This window comes from Klebsiella sp. MS 92-3 (assembly GCF_000195655.1).
In the GTDB taxonomy this organism is placed as follows: Bacteria; Pseudomonadota; Gammaproteobacteria; order Enterobacterales; family Enterobacteriaceae; genus Klebsiella; species Klebsiella pneumoniae.
This window is the reverse complement of the sequence record NZ_GL882770.1, coordinates 145,052-154,275: the sequence shown is the minus strand read 5'-3', so window position 1 is coordinate 154,275 and position 9,224 is coordinate 145,052. Positions and strand designations below refer to the sequence as shown.

11 protein-coding genes are annotated in these 9,224 nt (G+C 58.9%); 5 read left to right on the top strand and 6 right to left on the bottom strand.

Translation table 11 applies throughout. The features are described 5' to 3' along the window. Positions 1-13: 13 nt before the first annotated feature. The 4 genes from ruvC to aspS are packed head-to-tail and all read right to left on the bottom strand — an operon-like array spanning position 14 to position 3,570. A complete protein-coding gene (gene ruvC, locus HMPREF9538_RS19820) occupies positions 14-535 on the bottom strand; it encodes a crossover junction endodeoxyribonuclease RuvC (protein WP_002911456.1) in 522 nt (173 codons plus the stop codon). Positions 536-569: 34 nt separating this feature from the next. Then, a complete protein-coding gene (locus tag HMPREF9538_RS19825; protein ID WP_002911459.1) occupies positions 570-1,310 on the bottom strand; it encodes a YebC/PmpR family DNA-binding transcriptional regulator in 741 nt (246 codons plus the stop codon). A gap of 27 nt (positions 1,311-1,337) precedes the next feature. Beyond that, entirely contained in the window at positions 1,338-1,781 is a 444-nt protein-coding gene (gene nudB, locus HMPREF9538_RS19830; protein ID WP_002911477.1) for a dihydroneopterin triphosphate diphosphatase, read from the bottom strand. 1 nt (position 1,782) lies between these two features. Beyond that, positions 1,783-3,570 carry an aspartate--tRNA ligase gene (gene aspS / locus HMPREF9538_RS19835; RefSeq protein ID WP_002911479.1) on the bottom strand — a complete coding sequence of 596 codons (1,788 nt, stop codon included), beginning with the start codon at positions 3,568-3,570 and terminating at the stop codon, positions 1,783-1,785. Positions 3,571-3,837: 267 nt separating this feature from the next. Here aspS and HMPREF9538_RS19840 point away from each other — a divergent pair, with 267 nt between their 5' ends. Genes HMPREF9538_RS19840 through cmoB form a run of 5 tightly spaced genes read left to right on the top strand, consistent with a single transcriptional unit; the run spans position 3,838 to position 7,451 of the window. Continuing rightward, a complete protein-coding gene (locus HMPREF9538_RS19840) occupies positions 3,838-4,404 on the top strand; it encodes a hydrolase (protein ID WP_004145564.1) in 567 nt (188 codons plus the stop codon). Further along, on the top strand, positions 4,401-5,219 hold the full coding sequence (locus HMPREF9538_RS19845) for a DUF72 domain-containing protein (RefSeq protein WP_002911483.1): 819 nt from the start codon (positions 4,401-4,403) through the stop codon (positions 5,217-5,219). Before HMPREF9538_RS19840 ends, HMPREF9538_RS19845 begins: the two co-directional genes overlap by 4 nt. Positions 5,220-5,271: 52 nt before the next feature. Further along, the gene (locus tag HMPREF9538_RS19850) at positions 5,272-5,667 is read left to right on the top strand and encodes an MAPEG family protein (RefSeq protein ID WP_002911484.1); all 396 of its coding nucleotides are present in this window, start codon (positions 5,272-5,274) and stop codon (positions 5,665-5,667) included. Between the two features lie 39 nt (positions 5,668-5,706). Then, complete coding sequence (cmoA, locus tag HMPREF9538_RS19855) at positions 5,707-6,450, top strand: carboxy-S-adenosyl-L-methionine synthase CmoA (RefSeq protein ID WP_002911486.1); 744 nt, start codon at positions 5,707-5,709, stop codon at positions 6,448-6,450. Continuing rightward, entirely contained in the window at positions 6,447-7,451 is a 1,005-nt protein-coding gene (cmoB, locus tag HMPREF9538_RS19860; RefSeq protein WP_004151451.1) for a tRNA 5-methoxyuridine(34)/uridine 5-oxyacetic acid(34) synthase CmoB, read from the top strand. Before cmoA ends, cmoB begins: the two co-directional genes overlap by 4 nt. An 81-nt stretch (positions 7,452-7,532) precedes the next feature. Here the strand turns inward: cmoB and cutC are convergent, their stop codons facing one another. Continuing rightward, positions 7,533-8,276 carry a copper homeostasis protein CutC gene (gene cutC, locus HMPREF9538_RS19865; RefSeq protein ID WP_002911488.1) on the bottom strand — a complete coding sequence of 248 codons (744 nt, stop codon included), beginning with the start codon at positions 8,274-8,276 and terminating at the stop codon, positions 7,533-7,535. Between the two features lie 76 nt (positions 8,277-8,352). After that, entirely contained in the window at positions 8,353-8,922 is a 570-nt protein-coding gene (locus tag HMPREF9538_RS19870) for a VOC family protein (protein WP_002911491.1), read from the bottom strand. Positions 8,923-9,224 lie beyond the last annotated feature (302 nt).

The window sequence follows — 9,224 nt, the reverse complement described above, 5'->3', positions numbered from 1 at the left end:
GCCTGATTTGCGATTATCGTAAGCGCCCCCGCGCCAGATTGAGCCGGGTCTCGCTGATCTGAGCGGCATTCTGGCTGACATGGCAATGGGTGATGGCGATCGCCAGCGCATCCGCCGCATCCGCCTGCGGATTGGCGGGCAGCTTGAGCAAGGTGCGCACCATATGCTGGACCTGGCTCTTTTCGGCGCTGCCAATCCCGACAACGGTCTGCTTGACCTGACGGGCGGCGTATTCAAACACCGGCAGCGCCTGATTGGTCGCTGCGACGATCGCCACCCCGCGCGCCTGCCCGAGCTTTAACGCCGAGTCGGCATTCTTGGCCATAAAGACCTGCTCAATGGCGAAATAGTCGGGCTGGAACTGGGTGATGATCTCCGTCACCCCGGCGTAGATCAGCTTCAGCCGCGACGGCAGATCGTCCACTTTGGTGCGGATGCATCCGCTGCCCAGGTAGCTCAGCTGCCGCCCAACCTGGCGGATCACGCCATAACCGGTAACGCGCGACCCCGGGTCAATGCCGAGAATAATAGCCATCACGCGCCTCCGGTTAACCGTGGATGCGGCTGCATCACAGGGTGGCTGCGACCTCGTCGGAGATCTCGCCGTTATGGTACACTTCCTGCACGTCGTCGCAGTCTTCCAGCATATCGATCAGACGCAGCAGCTTCGGCGCCGTCTCGGCATCCATATCCGCTTTGGTGGACGGAATCATTGAGACTTCGGCAGCGTCGGCTTTCAGGCCGGCGGCTTCCAGCGCGTCGCGCACAGCGCCCATCTCTTCCCAGGCGGTGTAGACGTCGATGGCGCCGTCGTCATAGGTCACCACGTCTTCTGCGCCTGCTTCCAGCGCCGCTTCCATGATAGTGTCTTCATCGCCTTTCTCGAAGGAGATAACGCCTTTCTTGCTGAACAGGTAGGAGACGGAACCGTCGGTGCCGAGGTTACCCCCGGTTTTGGTGAAGGCGTGACGCACTTCCGCAACGGTACGGTTACGGTTGTCGGACAGACATTCCACCATCACCGCGGTACCGCCAGGGCCGTAGCCTTCATAAATGATGGTTTCCATGTTCGCGTCTTCATCGCCGCCGACGCCGCGCGCGATGGCGCGGTTCAGGGTGTCGCGAGTCATGTTGTTAGACAGCGCTTTATCAACGGCCGCACGCAGACGCGGGTTGGAAGCCGGATCGCCGCCGCCCAGACGCGCGGCGGTGACCAGCTCGCGAATGATTTTCGTAAAGATTTTACCGCGTTTGGCATCCTGTGCCGCTTTGCGGTGTTTGGTGTTGGCCCATTTACTATGACCTGCCATAAAAAACTCTCCAAAAAGCGCGCCCTTTCAGGCGGCGTTAATTACAAATTCTTCAATCGCCTGCCGGTTGCTCCACGACTTGGTCAGCGCAGCGGCTTCCGTCGCGCTGACCCAGCGATAGGCCAGATGTTCGGTGAAAGTAATCTCCCGCTCATGAGGCAGCGCAAGACAGAACCAGAATTCCGTATTGCGCTCTACACCCGGCGCATAGCGATGACGCAAATGAGAAAATATCTCGAACTCCACCGTGCGCTGACAGTCGATTAAGGTCAGTTGCTCGCAGGCAACGTCAATGGCGACCTCTTCCTTTACTTCACGCGCGGCGGCCTGCAGCGCGGTCTCTCCAGCTTCCAGGCTGCCGGTGACCGACTGCCAGAACGCGGGATCGTCGCGCCGCTGCAACATCAGCACCCGTTTCGTATCTTCGGCGTAAATGACCACCAGCACCGAAACGGGCAGCTTAAATGACATATTACTTGTTCTCCAGAGACGCTTTTGCCTCTTTCTCCACAACCTGAATACCCAGTTCACCGAGCGCCGCCGGATTGGCGAAGCTTGGCGCTTCGGTCATCAGGCAGGCGGCCGCGGTGGTTTTCGGGAAAGCGATAACGTCGCGGATGTTATCGGTACCGGTCAGCAGCATGGTCAGACGGTCAAGACCGAAGGCCAGACCCGCATGCGGCGGCGTACCGTACTTCAGCGCATCCAGCAGGAAGCCGAATTTCTCACGCTGTTCCTGTTCGTTAATGCCAAGAATACCAAATACGGTCTGCTGCATCTCGCCGCGGTGGATACGCACCGAACCGCCGCCGACTTCATAACCGTTAATGACCATATCGTAGGCGTTGGCCACAGCCTCTTCCGGCGCGGCTTTCAGCTCATCCGCGGTCATATCTTTCGGCGAGGTGAACGGATGGTGCATCGCCGTCAGGCCGCCTTCGCCGTCGTCTTCGAACATCGGGAAGTCGATCACCCACAGCGGCGCCCATTTGCTCTCGTCAGTCAGACTCAGGTCTTTACCCAGCTTCAGACGCAGCGCGCCCAGCGCGTCGGCCACTACTTTCTTGTTGTCGGCGCCGAAGAAGATCATGTCTCCATCCTGCGCGCCGGTGCGGTCAAGGATCGCTTCCACGATTTCAGCGGTCAGGAATTTGGCCACCGGGCTGTTGATCCCGTCCATGCCTTTGGCACGCTCGGTCACTTTAATATAGGCCAGCCCTTTCGCGCCGTAGATCTTCACAAAGTTGCCGTATTCGTCAATCAGCTTGCGGGTCAGAGAGGCCCCGCCCGGGACGCGCAGGGCCGCCACGCGCCCTTTCGGATCGTTGGCCGGGCCGGCAAAGACCGCGAATTCCACAGACTTCAGCAGGTCGGCGACGTCCACCAGCTCCATCGGGTTACGCAGATCCGGTTTATCGGAGCCATAGCGACGTTCGGCTTCGGCGAAGGTCATGATCGGGAACTCGCCCAGGTCGACGCCTTTCACTTCCAGCCACAGCTGACGCACCATCGCCTCCATGATCTCACGCACCTGCGGCGCGGTCATAAAGGAGGTTTCCACGTCGATCTGGGTGAATTCAGGCTGACGGTCGGCACGCAGGTCTTCATCGCGGAAACATTTAACGATCTGATAATAGCGATCGAAGCCGGACATCATCAGCAGCTGTTTGAACAGCTGCGGCGACTGCGGCAGCGCGTAGAATTTGCCTTTGTGCACGCGGGAAGGCACGAGGTAATCGCGGGCGCCTTCCGGGGTGGCTTTAGTCAGCATCGGGGTTTCGATGTCGAGGAAGCCATGGTCGTCCATAAAGCGGCGCACAAAGCTGGTAATTTTCGCGCGGGTTTTCAGGCGCTGCGCCATCTCCGGACGACGCAGGTCGAGGTAGCGGTATTTCAGACGCGCTTCTTCGGTGTTGACGTGATTGGAGTCCAGCGGCAGCGATTCTGAGCGGTTAATGATCGTCAGATCGGAAGCCAGCACTTCGATAGCGCCGGTGGCCATGTCCGCGTTGATGTTTTTCTCTTCACGCGCGCGAACGGTGCCAGTGACCTGAATGCAGAACTCATTACGCAGTTCAGAGGCTAACTTCAACGCATCCGCACGATCCGGATCGAAAAACACCTGAACGATGCCTTCGCGGTCGCGCATATCGATAAAAATGAGGCTACCGAGATCGCGACGGCGGTTGACCCAACCACACAGAGTCACCTGCTGCCCAACGTGGGACTGTCGAAGCTGTCCGCAATATTCTGTACGCATGAGATATCCCTTAACTTAGCCGTCGGCGGATTGTCGTCTGCCCTGCAGGCGACGAGGTCGCAGCTTTAGCTGATGTCACAACTGAATGAAAAAAGGCGGCTATTATACTGGAAATTCTGTCGTTCGATAAGTCCGACGCACGATGTACGCTGCTTTGCTGCGCGCTTAACGTCCACACTCACATAAATTAACAAAATTTGTTACTCTTTTGCTGAAGCCGCAAAGGTATTGTAGCCGCCTGACAACAGATGAAGATACGGGGATACCATGTTAGAACTCAATGCAAAAAACACGGCGCTGGTGGTAATCGATCTGCAGGAAGGCATTCTGCCTTTCGCCGGCGGCCCGCATCGGGCTGACGAGGTGGTGGCGCGCGCCGCTCGCCTGGCAGACAAGTGCCGGCAACAGGGTTCGCCGGTCATCATGGTCCGCGTGGGCTGGTCGGCCGATTTCGCCGAAGCGCTGAAACAGCCTGTCGACGCTCAGGCCGGGGCGCATACGCTGCCCGAAAACTGGTGGACCTACCCGGCCACGCTGGGTAAGCAGGAGAGCGATATCGAAGTGACCAAACGCCAGTGGGGCGCGTTCTATGGCACCGACCTTGAGCTTCAGCTGCGCCGCCGCGGGATCGACACCATTATTCTCTGCGGCATCTCCACCAACATCGGCGTCGAATCCACCGCCCGCAATGCCTGGGAGCTGGGTTTTAACCTGGTCATCGCTGAAGATGCCTGCAGCGCCGCCTCCGCCGAACAGCATCAGGGCAGCATGACGCATATTTTCCCGCGCATCGGCCGGGTGCGCAGTACCGAGGAGATCCTCACGGCGCTATGATTTATATTGGGCTTCCCCAGTGGTCGCACCCGAAATGGGTGCGCCTTGGCATCACCAGCCTTGAAGAGTACGCCCGCCACTTTAACTGCGTGGAGGGCAACACCACCCTGTATGCGCTACCGAAGCCGGAGATTGTCGCCCGCTGGTACGAACAGACTCACGATGACTTCCGCTTCTGCTTCAAATTTCCGGCCACCATCTCGCACCAGGCCGCCCTGCGCCATTGCGACGAGTTAAGCAGTGAATTTTTTGCCCGCCTGGCGCCGCTGGCCTCGCGCATCGGCCAGTACTGGCTGCAGCTGCCGGCGACGTTCGGTCCTCGCGATCTCCCCGCGCTATGGCATTTTCTCGACGGACTGCCGAAGGATTTCACCTACGGCGTCGAAGTTCGTCATCCCGAGTTTTTCGCCAAAGGGGAAGCGGAACAGCAGCTCAACCGCGGGCTGCACGAGCGTAACGTCAACCGCGTGATCCTCGACAGCCGCCCGGTCCATAGCGCTGCGGCCACCAGTCCGGCGATGATCGATGCCCAACAAAAGAAACCGAAGGTGCCGGTACATGCGGTGATGACCGCCCGGCAGCCAATGGTGCGCTTTATCGGCGGTGACGATATGGCCCATAACCGGGAACTGTTTCGCGTCTGGCTTCAGACCCTGGCGAAGTGGCATCAGTCGGGGACCCCGTGGTTGTTCCTGCATACCCCGGACATTGCTTTCGCCCCGGCGCTGGTGGATACCCTGTGGGGTGACCTGCGCGCTGCCCTGCCGGCGGCAGGAAATGCGCCGTCGATTCCGCAGCAATCTTCTCTTTTCTGATATCCTGCTATCATATCCGGAGCCATCTGCCAGAGTTAAAGGGAGTTTTCGTATGGTCAGCGCGCTGTATGCCGTTTTAGGTGCGTTATTGTTAGTGAAGTTCTCATTTGACGTGGTGCGTCTGCGCACCCAATACCATGTAGGCTACGGTGACGGCGGCTTTAGCGAGCTGCAGGTTGCCATCCGCGTTCACGGCAATGCCGTCGAATATGTGCCGATTGGCCTCATTTTGCTGTTATTTATGGAGATGAACGGCGCTCAGACCTGGATGGTGCACGTTTGCGGGATTTTATTGATTGTCGGGCGACTGATGCACTCCTGGGGCTTTCATCACCGCGTCTACTACTGGCGCCGCTCCGGCATGAGCGCCACCTGGTGCGCGTTGTTGCTAATGGTGCTGGCCAATCTTTGGTATATGCCCTGGGAGTTGGTTTTCTCCCTCCGTTAGCGCACAATACGCCGTTTTCGTTTTTTCGGGTTTAACGTTATGTCTCACCGCGATACGCTTTTTTCCGCGCCGATTGCCAGCCTCGGCGACTGGACCTTTGATGAACGGGTTGCTGAAGTCTTCCCCGATATGATCCAGCGTTCTGTGCCCGGCTACTCCAATATCATCTCGATGATCGGCATGCTGGCCGAGCGCTTCGTTCAGCCCAACACTCAGGTTTACGATCTTGGCTGTTCGCTGGGCGCCGCCACCCTCTCCGTGCGCCGCAATATTAGCCATCCGGGCTGTCGCATTATCGCTATCGATAACTCTCCCGCGATGGTGGAGCGCTGCCGTCGCCATATTGACGCTTATAAAGCGCCGACGCCGGTCGAAGTGATTGAAGGGGATATCCGCGACGTGACCATTGAAAACGCCTCGCTGGTGATCCTGAACTTTACTATTCAGTTCCTTGAGCCGGGCGATCGCCAGGCGATCCTCAATAAAGTCTATCAGGGGCTGAATCCGGGCGGCGCGCTGGTGCTCTCGGAAAAATTCAGCTTCGAAGACGCCCACGTTGGCGAACTGTTGTTCAATATGCATCATGACTTTAAGCGCGCCAACGGCTACAGCGAACTGGAGATCAGCCAGAAACGCAGCATGCTGGAAAATGTGATGCTGACGGACTCTGTCGAAACCCATAAAGCCCGCCTGCGTCAGGCTGGGTTTGAACATGCCGAACTGTGGTTCCAGTGCTTTAACTTTGGCTCGCTGGTGGCTGTTAAAGCCGGGGAGCAGGCATGATCGACTTCAGTAACTTCTATCAGCTGATCGCCAAAAGCCCGCTGTCTCACTGGCTGGAGACGCTGCCTGCCCAGGTAGCCGCCTGGCAGCGCGATGCCCTGCACGGCAAGTTTCGTGAATGGGAGCGCGCCGTAGAATTTCTGCCGGAGCTAACGCCCTGGCGTCTGGATCTTCTGCACAGCGTCACCGCCGAGAGCGAAACGCCGCTCAGCGAAGGCCATCAGCGGCGGATCGAAAATCTGCTTAAAAACCTGATGCCGTGGCGCAAAGGCCCTTATTCGCTGTACGGCATCAATATCGATACCGAATGGCGATCCGACTGGAAATGGGAGCGCGTTCTGCCGCACCTGTCCGATCTCACTGGCCGGACTATCCTCGACGTGGGCTGCGGCAGCGGCTATCACATGTGGCGGATGATCGGCGCCGGCGCACATCTGGCGGTCGGTATCGATCCCACCCAGCTGTTCCTGTGCCAGTTTGAAGCGGTGCGTAAGCTGCTCGGTAACGACCAGCGGGCGCATTTGCTGCCGCTGGGCATCGAGCAGCTGCCGGCGCTGGAGGCCTTCGACACCGTGTTCTCGATGGGCGTGCTCTACCACCGCCGCTCGCCGCTGGACCATCTGTGGCAGCTGAAAGATCAGCTGGCGCCAGGGGGCGAGCTGGTGCTGGAGACGCTGGTGGTTGAAGGAGATGAAAATACGGTGCTGGTTCCGGGCGACCGCTATGCGCAAATGCGCAACGTCTATTTTATCCCCTCGGCGGCGGCCCTGAAAATGTGGCTGGAGAAGTGCGGGTTTATTGACGTGCGCATCGTCGACGCCTGCGTCACCTCGACAGAGGAGCAGCGACGCACCGAATGGATGACGACCGAATCGCTGGCCGATTTCCTCGACCCACAGGATCAGCGCAAAACGGTGGAAGGCTATCCGGCGCCATTACGGGCTGTGATCATTGCCACCAAACCGGAAACCCAGCAGTCGCTGGCGAAAAAAGCGAGATAAAAAAAGGCCCCTGTTTAATGGGCAGGGGCCTGGTACGGGCAATCATCATATTGGGCGACATGATGTGCAGCAAAAAACCGTTTAACTTCTCCAGGCGGAGATAATCCTTTTCATCTCCGCCACCGCTGCGCCATTCACGGCGTAGCGTCTGTATTCATCGGCATCGGGATCGGCTGACATCGAAACGCCCGGATGACGAAAGCGCATTTCCGACGGCAACCAGTGGCCAGCCGAGCTATGGACCTCTTTCACCCCCGCCTGCAGAAACAGCGGCAGGTTCGCGGCGCGGACTCCCGCACCGGCCATAATGATTGGAGTATCCCCTGCGGCAATAAGTTCCGTAATTAATGAAATACCTTTCTCCGCCGAGGATTGCTGACCGGAAGTCAGGATACGTTTAACCCCCAGCGTCCCCAGCGTTTTCCAGGCCTGACGCGGGTCAGCGCACAGATCGAACGCGCGATGAAAGGTCACCGCCAGCGGCCCCGCCGCGGCCATTATTTTTTTCATCCGCGGGATATCGACCTGGCCATCAGCATCCAGCACGCCGGTCACCAGCCCGGGAAAGCCCAGATCCCGCACCATGCGAATATCGTTAAGCATCGCGGCGAACTCTTCCTCGGTGTAGCAGAAATCGCCGCCGCGCGGGCGAACGATCGGATGCACCGGGAGAGTAATCGCCTCGCGGGCCGAGACCAGCACCCCATAAGAGGGGGTTAATCCCCCTTCCTGCGGCGCGGCGCAGAGCTCAATACGATCGGCGCCGCAGCGCTCAGCCTCCCGGGCGCACGCCACGCTGTAGCAACACACTTCCAGTACCGCCATTCCTCTCTCCCTGATCCAGACAACCTTTGCAGCATGTCACAATTTCACGCGGCAGACGCCGCGCGGCTTCACACTGTTACGTATCGGCTTGCTCGCTGGCGACGATTTGTTCAATAGACCACGGATGAAATTTGACCGTCACGCTGCCGTCGGTCACCGCCAGGGTAGGATTCGGCAGGCGCTCATGCTCCCCTTTCGGCGAGCTGGTTTTGACCACGATCCCCGGCTGGCTGAGTCCGTCATCGGCCAGAAGCGCCAGAGCGCGGGCATTTAAGGTTGCCGGATCGCCGGGCAGGACGATTTCGATATGCTCCCAGCCTTCATGGGGATAACGCTTTTCACCCGGCCACGGCAGCTCAACGATATGGAAGCGCCAGTGCGCCACGCAGACCGGCTCCGCCAGTTTGAACAGGCAAATGGGCCGGCCGTTGATCATATTCTCCGACAGCAGGGTGCCGCACTGCTCCAGACCGCGGCGCCAGCGTTCCGCAGTGGTATTCTGATGACAGCGCAGGGAGATATGGTCGGCGTCGAGCCCGGCGATCTCCAGTCCCAGTCGCGCAGTGAAGCGCTGAAGCGCATCGGAAAATCGCGGGAGATCCGCCGTAATATCGGCCAGTTGTTCATTTTGCTGCCAGTTTGCCATGGGTTTGCTCGTCAATAATGCTCGTCAGTAATGAAAAGGTAATTTACCGTGTTTCGGCCTGCGGACCAACCGCCGCCCCGCTGATGGGCAACTGACCGGCGATGGATTGCGCACGCCGCCGCGCCGCGCGCAATGCTGACGGACGGGGACAAATGCAGTATACTCCCGCCCTAATTTGTCCACATTATGGCGCCGCCTCCCTCGGGGGCAGGCGCATTACACGTAAGGTATTCCGGTGAATATTCAGGCTCTTCTCTCAGAAAAAGTCAGCCAGGCCCTGATCGCGGCAGGCGCGCCCGCCC